The 18,945-nt window shown below is 64.3% G+C and carries 14 protein-coding genes; 7 read left to right on the top strand and 7 right to left on the bottom strand.

Features of this window, described 5'->3' with window-relative positions:
• Nucleotides 1–78: 78 nt before the first annotated feature.
• On the bottom strand, nt 79–501 hold the full coding sequence (locus KT882_RS09505; RefSeq protein WP_161071783.1) for an ExbD/TolR family protein: 423 nt from the start codon (nt 499–501) through the stop codon (nt 79–81).
• An 8-nt stretch (nt 502–509) separates the two neighbouring features.
• Entirely contained in the window at nt 510–1,118 is a 609-nt protein-coding gene (locus tag KT882_RS09500; RefSeq protein ID WP_161071782.1) for a MotA/TolQ/ExbB proton channel family protein, read from the bottom strand.
• A 1,111-nt stretch (nt 1,119–2,229) separates the two neighbouring features.
• On the opposite strand from KT882_RS09500, the gene xseA reads away from it, so the two are divergent.
• The gene (gene xseA / locus KT882_RS09495) at nt 2,230–3,615 is read left to right on the top strand and encodes an exodeoxyribonuclease VII large subunit (protein WP_228895492.1); all 1,386 of its coding nucleotides are present in this window, start codon (nt 2,230–2,232) and stop codon (nt 3,613–3,615) included.
• Nucleotides 3,616–3,689: 74 nt separating this feature from the next.
• On the opposite strand, the gene KT882_RS09490 is transcribed toward xseA, so the two are convergent.
• From KT882_RS09490 to KT882_RS09480, 3 genes are all read right to left on the bottom strand, one after another.
• The gene (locus KT882_RS09490) at nt 3,690–4,733 is read right to left on the bottom strand and encodes a glucokinase (protein WP_228895490.1); all 1,044 of its coding nucleotides are present in this window, start codon (nt 4,731–4,733) and stop codon (nt 3,690–3,692) included.
• 74 nt (nt 4,734–4,807) lie between these two features.
• Complete coding sequence (locus KT882_RS09485) at nt 4,808–7,279, bottom strand: TonB-dependent receptor (protein ID WP_228895488.1); 2,472 nt, start codon at nt 7,277–7,279, stop codon at nt 4,808–4,810.
• 105 nt (nt 7,280–7,384) lie between these two features.
• On the bottom strand, nt 7,385–8,731 hold the full coding sequence (locus KT882_RS09480) for a GH1 family beta-glucosidase (protein ID WP_228895486.1): 1,347 nt from the start codon (nt 8,729–8,731) through the stop codon (nt 7,385–7,387).
• Between the two features lie 206 nt (nt 8,732–8,937).
• Between KT882_RS09480 and KT882_RS09475 the strand changes: the two genes are divergently transcribed.
• The 6 genes from KT882_RS09475 to KT882_RS09450 all read left to right on the top strand — a co-directional run bounded on the left by KT882_RS09475 (nt 8,938) and on the right by KT882_RS09450 (nt 15,385).
• Nucleotides 8,938–9,951 carry a LacI family DNA-binding transcriptional regulator gene (locus KT882_RS09475; RefSeq protein WP_228895484.1) on the top strand — a complete coding sequence of 338 codons (1,014 nt, stop codon included), beginning with the start codon at nt 8,938–8,940 and terminating at the stop codon, nt 9,949–9,951.
• 65 nt (nt 9,952–10,016) lie between these two features.
• Complete coding sequence (sodB, locus tag KT882_RS09470) at nt 10,017–10,595, top strand: superoxide dismutase [Fe] (protein WP_161071777.1); 579 nt, start codon at nt 10,017–10,019, stop codon at nt 10,593–10,595.
• Nucleotides 10,596–10,740: 145 nt separating this feature from the next.
• The gene (locus tag KT882_RS09465) at nt 10,741–11,424 is read left to right on the top strand and encodes a penicillin-insensitive murein endopeptidase (RefSeq protein ID WP_161071776.1); all 684 of its coding nucleotides are present in this window, start codon (nt 10,741–10,743) and stop codon (nt 11,422–11,424) included.
• Nucleotides 11,425–11,574: 150 nt separating this feature from the next.
• Nucleotides 11,575–12,711 (top strand): TRAP transporter substrate-binding protein, encoded by a 1,137-nt coding sequence (locus KT882_RS09460; protein WP_161071775.1) that lies wholly within the window; start codon nt 11,575–11,577, stop codon nt 12,709–12,711.
• A 77-nt stretch (nt 12,712–12,788) separates the two neighbouring features.
• Nucleotides 12,789–13,376: a TRAP transporter small permease subunit gene (locus KT882_RS09455; protein WP_228895483.1), complete on the top strand. Its 588-nt coding sequence runs from the start codon at nt 12,789–12,791 to the stop codon at nt 13,374–13,376.
• Nucleotides 13,373–15,385 (top strand): TRAP transporter large permease, encoded by a 2,013-nt coding sequence (locus tag KT882_RS09450; RefSeq protein WP_228895481.1) that lies wholly within the window; start codon nt 13,373–13,375, stop codon nt 15,383–15,385. Before KT882_RS09455 ends, KT882_RS09450 begins: the two co-directional genes overlap by 4 nt.
• 22 nt (nt 15,386–15,407) lie before the next feature.
• Here KT882_RS09450 and KT882_RS09445 read toward each other — a convergent pair whose 3' ends face one another.
• Nucleotides 15,408–18,038 (bottom strand): ATP-binding protein, encoded by a 2,631-nt coding sequence (locus tag KT882_RS09445; protein ID WP_228895479.1) that lies wholly within the window; start codon nt 18,036–18,038, stop codon nt 15,408–15,410.
• A 114-nt stretch (nt 18,039–18,152) separates the two neighbouring features.
• On the bottom strand, nt 18,153–18,899 hold the full coding sequence (locus KT882_RS09440; RefSeq protein WP_161071772.1) for an SDR family oxidoreductase: 747 nt from the start codon (nt 18,897–18,899) through the stop codon (nt 18,153–18,155).
• Nucleotides 18,900–18,945 lie beyond the last annotated feature (46 nt).

The raw sequence follows: 18,945 nt of genomic DNA, 5'->3' as shown, positions 1-18,945 counted from the left end.
CTTCGGGGTCTGACCCCGAAGTGGGGTGAATGCGGCTCAGGCTGCTTGTAGGAATGGGCTGAATCGTTGGGAGGTTTCTTATTTGGCGGTGCCGGTCTGGGCGGCGAAGGTGAGCTTGTCGTAGCCGGCCAGGCGCGCTGCTTCCATCACGTTGATGACCATCTGGTGCATCGCGAACTGGTCGGCGTTGATGATGACCACCGGCGATTTGGCGTCCTTGGCCGCGCTTTTCAGCGATTCGGCCAACCCCGCCACGTTCTGGAACGACACCGGCACGTTGTTCACCGTGTAGTTGCCCTTGGCGTCCACCGTTACGTTGATTTCGTTGGGCCGCTCGTGCGCCTTCTCGGCCTCGGCCGTCGGCAGCGTGATCTGCAGCTCGGTGAACTTGCTGTACGTGGTCGTCACCATCAGGAAGATCAGTATCACCAGCAGCACGTCGATGAACGGGATCAGGTTGATCTCCGGGTCTTCGCGGTGCTGGCCGCGGCGGAAGTTCATGCCCATGGTCAGGTCTTCCGCGAGCAGTGGACCACGTCGACAAATTTAATCGCCTGCTGCTCCATCTCGATGATGAAGCTGTCCACCAGCGCGCGGAAGTGGCGGTAGAACACCAGCGTGGGCATGGCGATGGCCAGGCCGAAGCCGGTGTTGTACAGCGCCACCGAGATGCCGTGCGCCAGCTGCGCCGGGTTGGTGCCGGTGGCGTTCTGCGCGCCGAAAATCTCGATCATGCCGACCACCGTGCCGAACAAGCCCATCAGCGGGGCCAGCGTGGCGATCGTGCCCAGCGTGGTCAGGAAGCGGTCCAGCATGTGGGCCACGCCGCTGCCGGCTTCTTCTATGGTTTCCTTCATCACTTCGCGCGGCGACTCGATATTGCGCAGCGCGGCCGACAGCACCACGCCCAGCGGCGAGCTTTGTTCCAGTTTCTGGATCACGTCCGGCGTGATGTTGCCGCTGCGGTAGACGCCCACCACTTCGTCCAGCAGCTGGCGCGGAATAATCTTGGCGCGGCGCAGGAACAGCAGGCGTTCAATAATGAGGGCGGTGGCGACGATGGAGGCGATCAACAAAGGCCAGATGGGCCAGCCTGCTGCTTGGATAATGGCGAGCAAAACGAACTCCTGTGTTGGGGGGCTGCGCAGGCAGGAATGCCTAGACGCGCAATGTATCTTGTTGGGGCCTGATCGGCAAGTGCCACGCCATTCTCGGACTTATTCTCCATTCTGCACATTTTCTGTGGACAAGATTGTTAGCAAGGCATCCCACTTCGCATCAAGCCCTTGATCCATAAGGGAAAACTTGCCATGCGTAAAAATATTGCAGTCTCCAAGCCGGCCGCGCGGAAACGACTGTCCACACTTCTCCCCATATTCTGTTGATAAGATTGTTAGCAATGACATTGATGGACAGCAAAGTCTTTGATTCATAAGCACTTTTTTGCCGTGCGCAAAAATTTCGCATATGACGAAAATAGCCCGCTTTTGTATGGTTCTTGATATGAAAACCCGGCTTTCCTCAGCCGTTTTTGAACAACTTCTTCATTCTGCACAAAAACTGTGGACAAAATTGTGCGCAAGGTCAAAGATTGCATGTTAAGCCCATGATTTATAAGGATAAAACACCAAAGATTAAAAAACAGGCAGCGAGCCACACTCGGCCACCGCCGGTTACTTTCTGCTACGCACGTGTACAACTGTGCACTTCTGCACATATTATGTGGATAAGATTGTGCGCAAGGCCGAAAATCACATGCTATCTCATTGATTCAACACGCTTTAGTTTATCTGATTAAATTTTAGACAGCGCTTCCGGGCGCCCGCTGCCGATTGGTCTGCAACGCCGGCCACTGGTATCCAAGTGGAGTTCTGCACATCTTCTGTGGATAAAATTGTGAGCAAGCGCCCGGGCAAGGCATTAAGTACTTGATTTATAAAGTAAATATTTCTATGCGTAAATTTTTAGCACAGGCGTACTTGTTCACAGCAAAGCCCTTTTGATACCAAAAAGTTCCTCACATTTTTTGTGGATAACTTTGTGCGTAACCACCCGCCCCTGCTGCAAAGTGCTTGATCCATAAGGACTTTCTGCCATTGCCCGCTAATGCGGCATGGTTGTTTACCTTTTAAAATCAATCATTTACGAAAAAGACTTGCCTTAAAAAGTGATGTATGACATAAGCATGACCTCCGCGTGATTTTGTGGACAGTTTCCCTTTCCTGAACGATGAACACCTTCCTTCCAGACGATAGCAACAAGCCGCAAGCAGACGTCATCAGCGTCAGCGCGCTCAACCAGGCCGTCAGCCGGCTGCTGGAGCGCAGTTTTCCACTGACGTGGATATCCGGCGAAATTTCCAATTTCACCCGTGCCAGTTCGGGACATTGGTATTTCACCTTGAAGGACGATGCGGCCCAGGTGCGGGCCGTGATGTTCCGCGGCCGGGCGCAGTACGCGGGCTTCGTGCCGCGCGAGGGCGACAAGGTCGAAGTGCGGGCGCTGGTCACGCTGTACGGCCCGCGCGGCGACTACCAGATCAATGTGGAAGCGATACGCCGCGCCGGCGTGGGCGCGCTGTTCGAGGCTTTCCTGCGCATGAAGGAGCGCCTGGGCGCCGCCGGCCTGTTCGACCAGGACCGCAAGCGCGCCGTGCCGCTGTTTGCGCGCACCGTGGGCGTGGTCACCAGCCCCACCGGCGCCGCCCTGCGCGACGTGCTGACGGCCCTGAAGCGGCGCGCCCCCCATGTGCGCGTGGTGCTCTATCCCACCCTGGTGCAGGGGCAGCAGGCGCCGGAGCAGATCGCGGCGGCCATCAACACCGCCTCCGCGCGCGCCGAGTGCGAGGTGCTGATCGTGTGCCGGGGCGGGGGCAGCATCGAGGATTTGTGGGCCTTCAACGACGAGGCGGTGGCGTATGCGGTGGCCAACAGCAATGTGCCCGTCATCTGCGGCATCGGCCACGAGACCGATTTCACCATCGCCGATTTTGCCGCCGACCTGCGCGCGGCCACGCCCACCGCCGCAGCCGAACTGGCCGCCACGCCGCGCGCGGACTGGCTGGCCTCCCTGCGCGCCGACGCCAACGATTTGCGCCGCGCCATGCAGCGCGCACTGGGCGACGCGGCGCAGACGCTGGACGGCTATACGCGCCGCCTGCTCAGCCCCACGGCGCAGATCGCGCAGCAGCGCAGCAAGCTGCAGGCCCACGCCACGGCGCTGACGCACGCCAACCGCGCGCCGCTGGCGTATGCGCGGGTGAGCTTCGATAAATTGCAGTCGCGCTGGTCGGCGCTGCGGCCGGATGTGCGCGCGCTGAGGATGCAGGTGGAGGGGTTGCAGCGGCGTGCGGCGCTCAGCATCGCCAACGGACACGCGCAGAAGCGCGACGCGCTCAACGCGCTGGCGGCGCAGCTGGAGATGTTGAATCCGCAGCGCACGCTGGAACGCGGCTACGCCATTGTGACGGGACAGGACGGTGCCATCGTGCGCGCGCCGTCGCAGCTGCACGCGCGCGACAGTGTGACCGTGCGGCTGGCCGAGGGCAGCGCCGAAATTGAAATCGCGGACGTCAAGCCGGCAAGCGGCGGCACCGGCGGGTTACGCTCGCGCTAACCCGCCCTACGCGCCATCCCGCATCGACTGCATCTCGTAGGGCGGGTTAGCGTGAAGCGCGTAACCCGCCAGCGCTACGCCAGCTCGGCCAGTATCACCGACATGCCGATCAGCGCCGGATACTCGGCCGTGATGACATAGGTCGGTATCTGCGAAATATAGCCGCTCAAGCGTCCCTTGTGCTCAAAGCGTGCGCGGAAGCCCGAGCGCGCCAGGAATCCGCCCAGGCGCGGCACGATGCCGCCGCCTATATAGATGCCGCCGCGCGCGCCCAGTGTAATGGCGACGTTGCCCGCGATGGTGCCCAGCATCTCGCAGAAGGTCTCCAGCGTCTCCACGCACACCAGGCATTCGCCGCGCAGGCCGCGCTCGATAATGGCCGGCGTGTCCATGCCCTGTATCGCCTGCGGCGCCGCGCCTGCGCGCTCGGCCAGCACTTCGTATATCAGCCGTATGCCCGGCCCGGACACCAGCCGCTCGGCCGACACGTGGCCATAGCGCTCGCTGGCCCGCTGCAGGATATGTATCTCGCGCTCGCTGACGGCGGCGAAGGTGCTGTGCCCTCCTTCGCTGTCCAGCGCTATCCACTCCTTGCCCGCCGGGACCAGTCCGGACACGCCCAGGCCCGTGCCTGCGCCGACCAGGCCTATCACGCCGCGCTCGCGTGCCTCGCCGCCGCCGACCTGCACGCGGTGCTGCGCCGACAAGAACGGCACGGCGCGCGCCAGTGCCGCAAAGTCGTTCACGACGTGCAGCGAGGTCAGGCTGAATTGGGAGCAGATCGCTTCAATGGAAAACGACCAGTGGTGGTTGGTCATGCGCACCGCGTCGCCGTCTATGGGGTTGGCGATGGCGATGCCGGCCTGGCGCGCCTGGTAGCCGCCCGCAGCCACCGTGGCGGGCTGCGACAGGTATTGCACGATGGCCGCGCCCAGCGTGGGATAGGCCGCGCATTCGGCCACCCAGATGGCGTCGATGCGCCCGGCCGCCGTCTGCAGGCCGAAGCGGGCGTTGGTGCCGCCGATGTCGGCCAGCAGCCAGGGGCGCTCGTAGCGCGCGCCGCCGCCATCTTCGTCAAAGAATGCGAGGGAATGCTGGGGAATATTTTCGATCTTCATGGTTGCCACCTTTGAACCCACGGCACAACCTGGGGTCAGTCCCATCGGGACTGACCCCGGCCTTGCAGGGTCGGTTAGAACTTCATCGACACGCGCGCACCGACAGTGCGCGGAGCATTATAGAACGCGCCGTAGATCTGCTGGGTAGGCTGGCATGGCATGCCGGTGTCGGTGCACAGCTCCACCACGTCCAGCTTCACTTCGCGGTCGGTTGCGTTCTGCACGAAGATCTCGGCCGTGTAGGCTTTGTTCATCGGCTGGAAGCGCAGGCTCAGGTCCAGCGTGGAGTAGGCTTTCTGCTTCTTCACGCCCGGATGGCCGGGCACGTCGTTGCTGAAGGCGCCTGCGCCGACGAAGGTCTGGCCTTCGTAGTGGGCCGAAATGCGTGGCGTGAACAGGCCTTTGCTGGTGGCGAAGTCGTGCTCGTACTGCAGCGTGGTGGCGAACTTCGGCGCGTGTTTCATCACGCTGCCGCCCACGTCCACGTTGGGCGCGGTGGAGCCGCAGGACAGGCCCTTGGCGCGTGCCGCGTCCACGTCGCAGGACATGAAGCTGTCGTAGGTGGCGTCGAGCCAGGTGGCGTTGCCGGTCAGGCGGTCCACCTTGGTCGGACGCCAGGTCCACTCCGCTTCCACGCCGTTCACGGTGGCGCCGGCGGCGTTGAAGTTGGCCAGCACGCTGTTCACCACTTGCGATTCCAGCTTGTCCTTGTACTTCATGTGGAAGGCGGCCACGTTCAGCGTCAGCAGGCGGTCCAGCAGGTCGGACTTCATGCCCAGCTCATAGCTGGTCAGTTTTTCCGGCTTGGTGGTGGCGCCGCCGTCGCCGATGGCTGGCGAGTGGAAGCCGGTGGTGACCGAACCGTACAGCAGGATCTCGGGACGCAGCTTGTATTCCACGCGGCCCAGCCAGGTGGCCTGGCCGTATTTCAGGTCCGCCGTGTTGTCGCCGAAGGTGTTGCCGCAGGTGGCTGCGCTCACCACGCCGCCAGGGCCGATGTTGTGGGTGTTGATGGTGCCGGTGCCCGGCGTGACCAGCTGCTTGATCTGGTCCGGCGTCAGCACGGTGGTGCCCAGCGGGACGTTGGCGGGCCAGTTCGGGCAGGCCCAGTTCTGGCCGCCGATGTCGAACTTGTGGTCCTTGGTGTAGCGCGCGCCGACGGTGGCTTTCAGTTCGTCGTTCACTTGCAGGCTGCCCTGCGCGAACACGGCTTTGGATTTCAGCTGGCGGTCGCCCTGGATAAAGGACATGGCCGATGCGTACTGGCCCACGGTCGGACGCACGAAGATGACGTTGCCGGCGGCGATGTCCTGCTGCACGGTGGCTTGCGAAATCTGGCTGCGGTCGATGTCGAAGCGCACTTTATTCTTCTCGCCGAACAGGAACAGGCCGCCCACCCACTGGAACGGCGCGTCGTTGTCCGAGCGCGCTTGCAGCTCGTGCGAGTAGCTGTCGAACTTGGCCCACTCGGTGCGGTTTTCGGATTTGAAGCCGGGGAACAGGCCTGCGTCGGCGTCGTTCACGTTGGCGCGCTTGTAGCGGCTCCAGCTGCCCAGGTAGGTCAGGTCCAGCGCGTCGCTCGGATGGTAATTGAGCTTGCCCTTGAAGGTGGTGATGGACTGGTCCAGGTTGCCCGGGCTGTCGATCAGCGCGGAGCGCAGTTCGGTGCCGGCAGCCGGTTCGGCGGCCAGGTAGACGTTGCCGGCGCCCTGGTCTTTATAGTAGTCGGCAATGACGGTGGCTTTCAGCTCGGGGGTGAAGCGCCACATCAGCGAGGCGCGGGCGCCCATCTTGTCTTCGGCGCCGTATTTCTTCGCGCCGGGCAGCACGTTGGAGCCCTTGCGGAAGTCCACGGTGCCGTCATGGCTGTCCTTGATGGCGGCGATGCGCAGGGCGACGTCGTCGGCCAGCGGGATGTTGATCATCGCTTGCGTTTGCAGGCGGTGGTAGTCGCCTATGGTCATGCCGGCCGAGCCGAACACCTTCTCGGTGCTGGGCGCGCCGGACACCAGGTTGACGGCGCCGGCGGTGGAGTTACGGCCGTTCAGCGTGCCTTGCGGGCCGCGCGCCACCTCGACGTGGGACAGGTCGTACATCAGCGCGGTGGCGCCCTGCGGACGCGGCGAGTAGATGCCATCGATGTAGAAGGCCACGGCCGGGTCGCCCAGCTCGGTGTGGTTGGCGGAACCCACGCCGCGCATGTAGACGTGCACGCCGCCCGAGTCGCCGTGCTGCTCCACCACCAGGCTAGGCACCATGGTGGTGAGCGAGGCCAGGTCTTTTACCTGGTTGTTGGCCAGCGTGTCCTGGTTGTAGGCGGTGATCGCCAGCGGGGTTTCCTGCACAAAGGTGTTGCGGCGGGTGGCCGTGACGATGATCTTTTCCATCTCGCCGTTGCGTGCTGGCGCGGCGGCTTCGATCGGGGCGGCGGCGGCGGCAGGCATGGCGCTGGCGGCGGCTGCGGCGCCCTCCTGCGCGAAGGCGTTGGCGGTCAGCAGGGCGAGTGGCGCGAGTTTCCACATCGCTTTGGTGTGCGAGTTTTTCATTGTCATTCCTCTATTATTCCGTTGATTGATGGTGTTGCATAGCTCTTTGGCTACTGCGGCACTCCAGCTGAAATCAGCTCGAATCCATGTTGGGCTCCTGCATGGTCATTGCTCCTTGATGAAATTGCGGTACCAGTGCGCGCTGTCTTTCAGCGTGCGCTGCTGGGTGTCGTAGTCCACGTAGATCAGGCCGAAGCGGCGCAGATAACCCGAGTTCCACTCGAAGTTGTCCAGCAGGCTCCAGTAGAAGTAGCCCTGCACGTCCACGCCCGCCTGCATGGCGTCGTGCAGCGCGGCGAGGTGCATCTTCAGGTAGTCGATGCGCGGCTGGTCCTTGACCTGGCGGCCATTCGCGCCATCCTGCAGCTGGTCCGCCACGGCCATGCCGTTTTCGGTGATGTAGACCGGCGGCAGCGTGTATTCGGCGTGCAGCTTGACCAGCAGCTCGGTCAGGCCTTGCGGGTAGATCTCCCAGCCCATGTCGGTCTTGCCCAGCTTGAATTCGGGCTGGCGCGGCGGCGTCTCGGTGCTGACGAAGGCACGGAAGTAGTAATTCACGCCCAGGAAGTCGATGTCCTGCCGGATATCGTTGAAATCGTTTTCATGAATGGACAGCAAAGAGCAGTCGTTGTTTGCCAGCGCCAGCTCCGGGTAGCTGCCCTTGAAAATGGGGTCCATGAACCAGGCCACGGAGCGCGCCCACTCCACTTCGGCGGCCTTGATGTCGGCGGCGGAATCGGTGGCCGGGGTGGCGGTCCACTGGTTCAGCACGATGCCCAGCTTGGCCGATACGTTCAGCTTGCGCATCGCCTGCATGGCCAGGCCGTGCGACAGCAGCAGGTGGTGCGAGGCGCTCACGGCGGCGGCCGGATTGGCCATGCCCGGGGCGAACTGGCCGGTGCCGTAGCCCAGGTTGGCGGTGCACCAGGGTTCGTTGTGGGTGGCGATGGTGGCCACGCGGTTGCCGAAGCGGCGCGCCACTTCGGCGGCGTACACGGCGAAGTGCGCGGCGGTGTCGCGGTTCAGCCAACCGCCTTTATCTTCAAGGGCTTGCGGCAAATCCCAGTGGTACAGCGTGACGTGGGCGGCGATGTTTTTTTCGGCCAGCTTGTCCAGCAGGCGGCTGTAGAAGTCGAAGCCCGCTTCGTTCCAGGCGCCGCTGCCGTCGGGCTGCACGCGCGGCCAGGCGATGGAGAAACGGTAGGAATCCACATTGAGCGAGGCGATGATGTCCACGTCCTCGGCATAGCGGTGGTAATGGTCGCAAGCCACGTCGCCGGTGCTGGCGTCGGTGATCTTGCCGGGGGTGTGCGTGAACGTGTCCCAGATGGACGGACCACGGCCATCGGCAGTGGCGCCGCCTTCGATCTGGTAGGCGCTGGTTGCCACGCCCCAGGTGAAAGTCGATGGGAATGCTGGCATGGTGGTCGGAGCGGAATCAGGTGTGGTCATGTCGTTGGCGGTGGTGTCTGTCTTTTGAAAACGTTTTCAAGAGTGTGTGCATTTAACACCCAGTTAAAATCGAAGTCAATCATAATATTTTGAACAACTGTGCGATTTTTAACTCGGCAAACCCGCTCCGCAAGAGCGAGAATCCTGTTAAAACTATGCTATGCTGGCCCTGAAAAGGATTTCAAAAAACAACGACAGGACCGACCTTGAGCGACGACGACCATACCTCCCCTTCGACTTTGCTGGACGTTGCGCGCGAAGCCGGAGTGTCGCCCAGCACCGTCTCCCGCATCCTGAACGGCACCGCCAAGGTGTCCGACGACAAGCGCCAGGCCGTCATGGCCGCCATCGCCCGCACCAAGTTCGCGCCCAACCTGATGGCCCAGGGCCTGAAAAAGGGCCGCTCGCAGACCATAGGCATCGTGGTGCAGGATATTTCCTCGCCCTACTTCGACGAAACCCTGCGCGGCGTGGACGACGGCCTGAAGGGCACGGGCTACGCCTCGGTCATCGTCAGCGGCCACTGGAACGCCGAGGAGGAAGCGGACCGCATCCGCCTGCTGCTGGCGCGCAAGGTGGACGGCATCATCCTGCTGTCGGGCCGCATGTCGGACGAGACCGTGCTGCAGTTCTCCGGCCAGCGGCCCATCGTCTCCACCGGGCGCTCGCTGAACACGCGCAGCGCGCTGGGCTTCAAGCTGGACAATGAATACGGCGCCTGGATGGCGGTGCGCCACCTGATCGAGCTGGGGCATCGCCGCATCGCCTTCGTGTCCGGCCCGGCCAACAATATCGACGCCGAGGAACGCGCGGCCGGCTACCGGCGCGCGCTGTTCGAGGCCGGCATCGAGCTGGACCCCAAGTTGATGGTCGAGGGTAATTTCCACGAAAACAGCGGCCTGCTGGCCGTCAGCCACCTGTTCGACACCGGCCAGCAGTTCACCGCCGTGTTCGCCGCCAACGACCAGAGCGCCTACGGCGTTCGCCTGTGCCTGTACCGCAAGGGCATCCGGGTGCCGGACGACGTGTCGCTGGTGGGCTTCGATGACCTGCCCGGCTCCTCCTATACCACGCCGCCGCTGACGACCATACGCCAGCCGCTATATGACATGGGTCTGGTGGCCACCCATGCGCTGCTGCGCCTGATCCACGGCGAGCCGGTGCAGGCGCAAGTGCCTCCGCTGGAGCTGGTGGTGCGCGAGACCACGCGGCGGCGCTGAAAGGTTTACAATAATGGCTGTTTCAGCAAACAATAACTTTCAGCCCACACCAAAAGGATAGACACATGGAACATACTCTGCCACCTCTGCCGTATGCAATCGACGCCCTGGCGCCGCACATCTCGCAAGAAACGCTGGAATACCACTATGGTAAGCACCACCAAGCGTATGTCACCAATCTGAACAACCTGATCAAGGGCACCGAATTCGAAGCCCTGTCGCTGGAAGAGATCATCAAGAAATCCTCCGGTGGCATCTTCAACAACTCGGCCCAGGTCTGGAACCACACCTTCTACTGGAATGGCCTGAAGCCAGCTGGCGGCGGCGAGCCTACCGGCGCGCTGGCCGACGCGATCAACGCCAAATGGGGTTCCTTCGCCAAGTTCAAGGAAGAATTCACCAAGTCCTGCGTTGGCAACTTCGGTTCCAGCTGGACCTGGCTGGTGAAAAAGCCGGACGGCACCGTGGACATCGTCAACACCTCCAACGCCGCCACCCCGCTGACCACCGAAAACAAAGCGCTGCTGACCTGCGACCTGTGGGAGCACGCCTACTACATCGACACCCGCAACCTGCGTCCGAAGTATGTTGAGAACTTCTTCAACCTGGTGAACTGGGACTTCGCGGCCGCCAACTTCGCTTAAGTACAGCCAAGCGAGCGGTCCGCCCCTCAAGAAAGCCTGCGCCACGGCGCAGGTTTTTTTTCGCCGATCGCTTTGACATCCCTCAGCGCCCCCTCACGCGCCGCCATGCTATCCTCAAAAGACAGCGATGCACATACAGGAGAAAATGAAAGCCCTTCCAATTTTTGGCCTTGTCTGCGCTGTTTGCCATATCCAGGCTGCGGGAGCGGTGGAAAGCGAGTGCCATGGCCGCACCGCGAGCGGACGGGTTGAACGCAGCGTGCCCTTGCCGGTCCGGGGCGAGAATTTTTCAGCCTACAGCACACTGGCCGCATCGGCCGGCAGGACTTACGTGCATTCCACCGTCGGGCGGGTCGTGGGCCAGGCCTATGCGGCGCTGGCGGCTTCGCGGCCGGCAACGCACTATGTGTACGGCGAAACCGGGCTGAAAAACGGCGGCCCGTTCAACCCCCACAAGACGCATCAGAACGGCACTTCCGTGGATTTCTTCGTGCCGGTGCTGGATGCCGAGGGCAAGTCCGCCTTGCTGCCATCCACCCCGCTCAACCGCTACGGCTACGATATCGAGTTCGACGCGCAGGCGCGCTACGGCGATTACCGCATCGATTTCCCGGCCATGGCGGAGCATCTCTATCAACTGCGGCTGGCGGCGCTGGCGCAGAAAACCGATCTGGCGCTGGTGATCTTCGATCCCCGCTACCTGCCGCAACTGCTGGCCACACCGCGCGGCCCCTACCTGCGCCGCCACCTGCGCTTCATGCAAGACACGCCCTGGGTGCGGCACGATGAGCATTATCACGTCGACTTTGCCATCGCCTGCGCCTTGTAAGTCCCGTGTAAGCAATCTGTAAGTATGCAGGAACATTCTTGCAATTCCGTTATCAGTGTCTGAACAGACAGGAGGCAGCACCGCCGTACTTTCGCAGCACCACGTCAGGATTTATCGTTCCGGTTACAAAACTACAACAGGAGACATACGATGAAGAAGATCGACACCCCAGCCAAGCAGAACATCAACGCCCGCCGCAAGTTCCTGGGCAACGCCGCCGCCGGCGCCACCGGCGCCGCGCTCGCCCTGCCCATGATCGCCAACGCCCAGGCGCCCACCCAGCTGCGCTTCCAGAGCACCTGGCCGAGCAAGGACATCTTCCACGAATACGCGGGCGACTTTGCCAAAAAGGTCAACGACATGACCGGCGGCGAGCTGAAAATCGAGGTGCTGCCGGCCGGTTCGGTAGTGCCCGCCTTCGGCCTGCTCGATGCGGTGTCGAAAGGCACGCTGGACGGCGGCCACGGCGTGATGGGCTACAACTACGGCAAGCAGAGCGCCATCGCGCTGTGGACCTCCGGCCCGGTGTTCGGCATGGACGCGAACATGGTGCTGGCCTGGCATAAATACGGCGGCGGCAAGGAGCTGCTGGTCAAGCTGTACTCCTCCATCGGCGCCAACGTGGTGTCCTTCCTCACCGGCCCCATGCCCACCCAGCCGCTGGGCTGGTTCAAGAAGCCCATCACCAAGAAGGACGACCTGAAAGGCCTGAAGTTCCGCACCAACGGCCTGGCCATCGACCTGTTCACCGCCATGGGCGCGGCGGTCAATGCGCTGCCCGGCGGCGAGATCGTGCCCGCCATGGACCGCGGCCTGCTCGACGGCGCGGAGTTCAACAACGCCAGCTCCGACCGCCTGCTGGGATTCCCGGACGTGTCCAAGGTGTGCATGCTGCAAAGCTTCCACCAAAGCTCGGAGCAGTTCGAGATCACCTTCAACAAGACCAAATACGACGCCCTGCCCGCCAAGATGAAGGCCATCATCGACAACGCCGTCGAGGCGGCGTCGGCCGACATGTCGTGGAAGGCGATCGACCGCTATTCCAAGGACTACGGCGAGCTGCAATCGAAGGACGGCGTAAAGTTCTACAAGACGCCCGACACCCTGCTGCAGGAGCAGCTGAAGGTGTGGGACGAGGTGGTGGCCAAGAAGGGCGCGGACAATCCGCTGTTCCGCGAAGTGGAGAAGTCGCAGCGCGCCTTCGCGGCGCGCGCCATGAAGTGGGACATGGACACCAATAACCCGCGCCGCATGGCCTACAACCACTACTTCGGCAAGAGGGCCTGATACCGGAACGCGCAGCATCCGGCGCGCGCGGCAGCACCGCGCGCGCCGGCCCGCCCACACCTTTCCGGAGCCGCCGCATGCAGAACTTCTTGTTTTTCATCGACCGGGTGAGCAGCTGGATCGGCCAGGCATTTTCCTGGCTGATCGTGGCGCTCACCTTCCTCATTTCCTGGGAAGTGTTCGCGCGCTACGCGCTGAACCGCCCCAATCCCTGGGCCTTCGATCTGATGATCATGATGTACGGCGCTGCCTTCATGATGGCAGGCGCCTACACCCTGGCCAAAAACGGCCACGTGCGCGGCGACGTGCTGTACAGCTTTTTCCCGCCGCGCCTGCAGGCCGGCCTGGACCTGCTGCTGTATGTGGTGTTCTTCATCCCCGGCGTAGTGGCGCTGGTATGGGCCGGCTACGCCTACGCGGCCGAGTCGCTGGCCATCAATGAGCACTCCACGCTGACGGCGAACGGGCCGCCGCTGTATCCCTTCAAGATGGTGATCCCGGTTTCCGGCGTGCTGCTCCTGCTGCAAGGGCTGGTGGAGATCGTGCGCTGCGTGCTGTGCCTGCGCGACGGCGCCTGGCCCTCGCGCGAGCCGGACGTGGAAGAAGTGGACGTCGGCAAGCTGAAGGAAATGGTCCACGCCGACGGCACGGGAGAAGCAACATGAGGAAGGAAATCTGGTTCGGCCTGTCCATGCTGGTGGCCATCGTCATTGCGCTGTTCGCCCTCATGCCCGCCCCTGCCGACATGACGAACGGCCACGTTGGCCTGCTGATGCTGGCCCTGGTGGTGGTGGCCATCATGCTGGGCTTCCCCACCGCGTTCACGCTCATGGGCATGGGGGTGCTGTTCGCCTGGTACGCCTTCCATAGCCGCGATCCCAACCAGGCGATACAGCTCACGCTGGATCTGATGGTGCAGCGCGCCTATTCCGTGATGGCGAACGACGTGCTCATTTCTATCCCGCTGTTCGTCTTCATGGGCTACCTGGTGGAGCGCGCCAATCTGATCGAAAAGCTGTTCAAAAGCCTGCACATTGCCATGGCACGGGTGCCGGGTTCGCTGGCGGTGGCCACCATCGTCACCTGCGCCATTTTCGCCACGGCCACCGGCATTGTCGGCGCGGTGGTCACGCTGATGGGGCTGCTGGCTTTGCCCGCCATGCTGAAGGCCGGCTACAGCACGCGGCTGTCGGCGGGCGCCATCACGGCCGGTGGCTGCCTGGGCATACTGATACCGCCGTCGGTGCTGCTGATCGTCTACGGCGCCACGGCGGGCGTATCGGTGGTGAAGCTGTATGCGGGCGCGCTGTTCCCCGGCATTATGCTGGCCGTGCTGTACGTGGGCTATGTGATGCTGGTGGCCAAGCTGAAACCGGACGCCGCGCCGCCACTGTCCGCCGAGGAGCGCCGCGTGGCCCTGCCGCCGTTCGCGCAGGCCATGACGGCCAACGGACGCGCAATGGCCCTGCCGGGACTGGCCGGCGCGCTGGCGCAATCGGGGCCGGTGCCGGGCGGCGCGGGCAAGCGCGCGCTGGCGCAGCAGCTGCTTATCGCCCTGCTGCCCGCGCTGGCGTTTGCCGCGTTGATGGGGATGAGCTACCGCATCGTCACGGCGCCTGCCGCAGCGCCCACCGAGCTGGTGGAACTGGGCAGCACGCAGGACTTGAGCGCGTCCGCCAGCGACGTGGGAACGCTGGCGGAACCGGCGCCCGCAGGCGGACTGGAAGAACCGCCGGCCAGCAGCGACCTGGCCGAGCCGCCGGGCGCGGAAACGCCGGCCGGCAAGGCAGCCGCCGGGCAAGGCGCGGGCGCAGTATCGCCAGCCGCGCCGGCAGGGCCAGCGACACCGGCCACCCCGGCTGCCGGCGCAGCCGCACCGGCGCCCGCAGCCGATGCGGCGGCAGGCGCGCAGCCTTCCAGGCCTGCGCCGGCCAGCTTCTGGATAGCGCTGGGGGCCGGCACGGCGGCGCTGCTGCTGTTCTACGTCTTCTTCTCCTTCGCCCGCCTGGAGATACTGAAAATGCTGATGGGGTCATTATTCCCGCTGGCGTTCATGATCCTGGCGGTATTGGGCAGCATCGTGTTCGGCTTCGCCACGCCCACCGAGGCGGCGGCCATGGGCGCGTTCGGCGGCATGCTGCTGGCCATCGCCTACCGGCGCTTCAACTTCGGCATGCTGCGCGAGTCGGCCCACCTGACGGCGAAGACCAGCGCCATGGTGTGCTGGCTGTTTGTCGGCTCCAGCATTTTCTCGGCCGCCTTTGCGCTGCTCGGCGGGCAGGAGCTGATCAACACCTGGGTGCTGGGCATGGAACTCACGCCGGTGCAGTTCATGCTGCTGGCCCAGGTCATCATCTTCCTGCTCGGCTGGCCGCTGGAGTGGACCGAGATCATCGTGATCTTCATGCCCATCTTCATCCCTTTGCTGGGCCACTTCAATATCGACCCGCTGTTCTTCGGCCTGCTGGTGGCGATGAATCTGCAGACGGCCTTCCTGTCGCCGCCGGTGGCCATGTCGGCCTTCTACCTGAAGGGCGTGGCGCCGCCCCATGTGACCCTGAACCAGATCTTCCTCGGCATGATGCCCTTCATGGCGATCCAGGTGCTGGGCGTGGTCCTGCTGTATCTGTTCCCTGCCATCGGCCTGTGGCTGCCCGGGGTGCTGTACAAATAGGCGCGCAGCCCGGGCGGGCGCCTCAGGGCGCCTGCTCGGCGCAAACCGCGTCTATCATGCTGCAAAGCTGCGGGTACTGGTGCTGCTCCAGCATGGCTTCCACAGCCTGCACGGTGTCGCCGTGGTCGGCGCGGAAGGCTTCCAGCAGTTGCAGGGCGCGCGCCGGATACAGCAGGTGCAGCGCTTCGCGCACCGACACCAGCACTTCATAGGGCAGCAGCGCCAGGCGCGCCTCCGTCAGCGGCGCGCGCGGCGCGGACGGCAGGCGCTGGCGGCGCCGGAAGCGCACGCCCAGCTGCTGCTCCAGCACCTGGAACAGCCGGTCCTGCTCGATGGGCTTGCACAGGAATTCGTCGGCGCCGGCCGCCAGCGATTCGCGCCGCTCCTCCTCGAAGGCGTGCGCGGTCATCATCACCACGCGCGGCTGCACCAGCGCCGGTTCGGCGCGCAGTTGCCGTATCACGGCCAGGCCGTCCAGGCCGGGCATGCGCCAGTCCATGAACACCAGCGCCGGCTGGAAGCGGCGCAGCGCCGCCAGTCCGGCCGCGCCGTCAGCCGCCAGCTCCACCTCAAAGCCCAGCGGCGACAGCAGGCTGTGGATCAGGTGGCGGCTGTCGGCGTTGTCGTCCACCACCAGGATGCGGCGGCCGCGCTGCGACGGATCCAGCGCCTCCACCGTGTTGAGCGCCTCTCCCGGCACGTAGTTGGCGCCGCTCACCTCCAGCGTGAAGCGGAATTCCGCGCCGCGCCCCAGCTCCGACTCCACTTCCAGCGTGCCGCCCATCATGCGCACGAACTCGCGCGAGATGGTCAGCCCCAGGCCCGTGCCTTCCTGCGCGCCGGTGTTGTCGGTCTGGACGAAGGGTTCGAAGATGCGCTGCTGGTCTTCCTTGGCGATGCCTTTGCCGGTGTCGCGCACCGAGAACGACAGCCGGTAGCGCCCCTCCTCCAGCGGCGCGGCGCGCGCGATCAGCATTACGCTGCCCTGCTGCGCGAACTTCACCGCGTTCGATACAAGATTGAGCAGCACCTGGCGCAGGCGCGCGCCGTCCATCTGCACGGCCGGCGGCAGGCCGTGGCAGTCCAGCGTCATGTGCAGGCCGGCCTGGCGGGCGCGCGCGCCCAGCATGTCCATCACCTCGCGCAGCACGCCCTCCACCGCCACCACCGTCGACTGCAGCGTGATGCGGCCGGCTTCGATCTTGGACAGTTCCAGCAGGTCGTTGATCAGCGTGAGCAAGTGCTGGCCCGAGCGGTTGATCACGCCCAGGTTGCGCTTTTCCTCCTCCGTCATGGACTGCGAATCGGCCAGCAGGCGCGAAAAGCCGATCACTGAATGCAGCGGCGTGCGCAGCTCGTGGCTCATGGTGGCCAGGAACACGCTCTTGGCGCGGTTGGCCGCCTTGGCCTCGGTCACCGCCACCGACAGCGCCTCGGTGCGCTCGGCCACCAGCTCCTCCAGGTGGTTGCGGTGGCGCCGCAGCTCCTCCTCGGCCAGCTTGATGTCGGTGATGTCGTAGTTCACGCCCACCAGCCGGCGCAGCGCGCCGCTGGCGTCCCGGAATGGCTTGCCCGCCGCCTTGATGTGACGCAGCTGGCCGTCCGGCCAACGGATGCGGAATTCGGCCAGGTAGCTGCGCTCGCCGCTGCGCACTTTTTCCAGCAGTGCGTTCACCTGCACCAGGTCCTCCGGCACCAGGCGCGCCTCCCACGCGTCCAGCGTACTGTCGAAGGCGCCCGGCGGCACGCCGTACTGGCGGTGCATCTCGCGGTCCCACAGCAACTGGTTGGTGTCCACGTCCCAGTCCCAGATGCCGATATGGGCCGCGTCGGTGGCGATCGCCAGGCGCTCCTCGCTGGCCTGCATGGCGCTGTAGCGCTGGTCCAGCAGGTCCACCATTTCCAGGATGGATTCGTTCAGCGTTTTCAGTTCGCCCAGGAAGAGCGACTGGTCCGGCCGCGCGCCGGCGCCGCCGGCCTTCACGCTGGCCGCGTACTGCCCCACCGACTTGAGCGGCTTGAGCATCAGATACCACAGCAGCAGATACACGCCCAGCACCAGCGTGACGTCCAGCGCCACGATGGCAAAGCCGAGCGCAATGCGGCGCTCGCGCAGCGTTTGCAGCACGTACTGCGGCGTGACGTACATCTTCACCACGCCGATCTCGCGCCCCGCCATGCGGATGGGGCGCATGGCCGTGCGCAGCGCCGGAATGTCCGGCTCCTGCTCCACCTGTTCCAGCACGCCCTCGGCGTTGCGCAGGAAGACGAATTGCACCTTGTTGCTGAGGGTGACGGAGCAGCCGTACAGGTCGCGGTTGTTCAGGCTGGCCTGCACCATGGCGATAATCTGGCGGTCGTCGAAATTCCAGGCCGGCAGCGCGATGGCGGCGGTCAGCTGGTCGGCGCTGGCGTCGAGCTGGCGGTGCAGCGCCTTCCAGCGCTCGTCGCGCTCCTGGCTGTAGGACAGCACCGCAAAACCCAGCAGCACCAGCGTTACCAGCGCCGCCAGCGCCAGGCTCACGATCAGCGCGATCGATACCCGGCGCGACGCCATGCGCTGCAGCAGCGCGCGCGGCAGACAAGCGTCGGCCAGCCGCGCAGCCCCACGCCGCGCCGCGCCCATGCAGCGATCCGCCATATTCAAAACCATGCCCATTATTCCGCCCGGACTATCCCCTGTTCCAGCAATGCTAGCGCTCCGGGGGCGGATTGTATCTTGTACCTTGGTACAGTATGTATCAATTTACAATCCGGGCGGCCGGTTTTACACCATGCCGCCGTTGGCGCGCAGCGTCTGCCCGTTGATCCAGGCGCCGTCCGGGCCTGCCAGGAAGGCGACGGCGGCGGCGATGTCGTCCGGCGTGCCCAGGCGCTCCAGCGGCGCCATGGCCGACAGCCGGGCGATGGTTTCCGGCGTTTTCCCGTCCAGGAACAGGGCGGTGGCGGTCGGCCCCGGCGCCACGGCGTTGACCGTGATGCCTTTGCCGCGCATTTCCTTGGCCAGGATATTGGTCATGGTTTCAACCGCGGCCTTGGTGGCGGCGTACACGGCGTAGCCGGGCAGGCGCGTGCCCACCAGGCTGGACGAAAAGTTGATGACGCGGCCGCCGTGCTGCAGCCGGGTGCCCGCTTCGCGCATGGTGTTGAAGCTGCCCTTGAGGTTGACGGCCACCAGGCGGTCGAAGGTATCGTCGCCGGTGTCGGCCAGCGCCGGCAGTTGGGGCGGCATGATGCCGGCGTTGTTGACCAGCACATCGACCCGGCCCAGCTGGGCGATGGCCTGGTCGAACAGCGCGCGCACGGCGGCCGGATCGGCCACGTCGGCCTGGACGGCGATGGCGCTGCCGCCGCCATCCGCGATGGCCTGGACCACCCGGGCCGCTTCGGCCGCGTTGCCGGCGTAGTTGACGACCACCGCGTAGCCCTCGCGCCCCAGGCGCTGGGCGATGGCGGCGCCTATGCCGCGCGATGCGCCGGTGACGATGGCGACTTGTTGCTGTTTGCTGTTCATGGTGCGGCTCCTTTAGTTGGCGGATTCGTTGATGGATTGAGTATCA

It is taken from the genome of Pseudoduganella aquatica (assembly GCF_020865585.1).
Lineage (GTDB): Bacteria > Pseudomonadota > Gammaproteobacteria > Burkholderiales > Burkholderiaceae_D > Rugamonas > Rugamonas aquatica_A.
The sequence above is the reverse complement of the archived record's forward strand: the minus strand, read 5'-3'. Positions and strand labels throughout refer to the sequence as shown.